1 pseudogene is annotated in these 432 nt (G+C 71.8%); it reads left to right on the top strand.

Going from position 1 to position 432, the window contains the following annotated elements:
- Positions 1 to 304, top strand: a pseudogene (locus LPA54_RS39555) (magnesium chelatase domain-containing protein); the annotation flags it as partial.
- Positions 305 to 432 lie beyond the last annotated feature (128 nt).

Genomic DNA, 432 nt, shown 5'->3' with positions numbered 1-432 from the left:
CAACTCCGGCGGCGAGTGGCCGCAGAAGAAGCTCACCGTCGGACTGAGCCCGGCGTCGGTGCCCAAGGCAGGCAGCGGTTTCGATTTGGCCGTGGCTTGTGCGGTCCTCGGCGCCTCGGAGCGGATCGACCCCCGGGTCCTGTCCGACATCGTGATGATCGGCGAGCTGGGGCTGGACGGTCGGGTGCGGCCGGTGCGGGGCATCCTGCCCGACCCGTCGACGCTGGTGTCGCGGCTGGCCGACCCGCGGAACGTGGGTCCGGGGCTGCTGGTGATGGGCGGGAGCCTGGTGGCGCTGGTGGCGTCGCGCTGGATCAGGGCCGAGCAGGACCGCAAGGCGTACCGGAGGGAGTACTCGGCGACCTGGGGATGAAGCGTGAAGGGCACCCGTGCGGTCACGGGTGCCCGATCCTGATGCCGAGGCCGGTCGTC

This window comes from Streptomyces sp. DH12 (assembly GCF_020873895.1).
Lineage (GTDB): Bacteria > Actinomycetota > Actinomycetes > Streptomycetales > Streptomycetaceae > Streptomyces.
The sequence above is the reverse complement of the archived record's forward strand: the minus strand, read 5'-3'. Positions and strand labels throughout refer to the sequence as shown.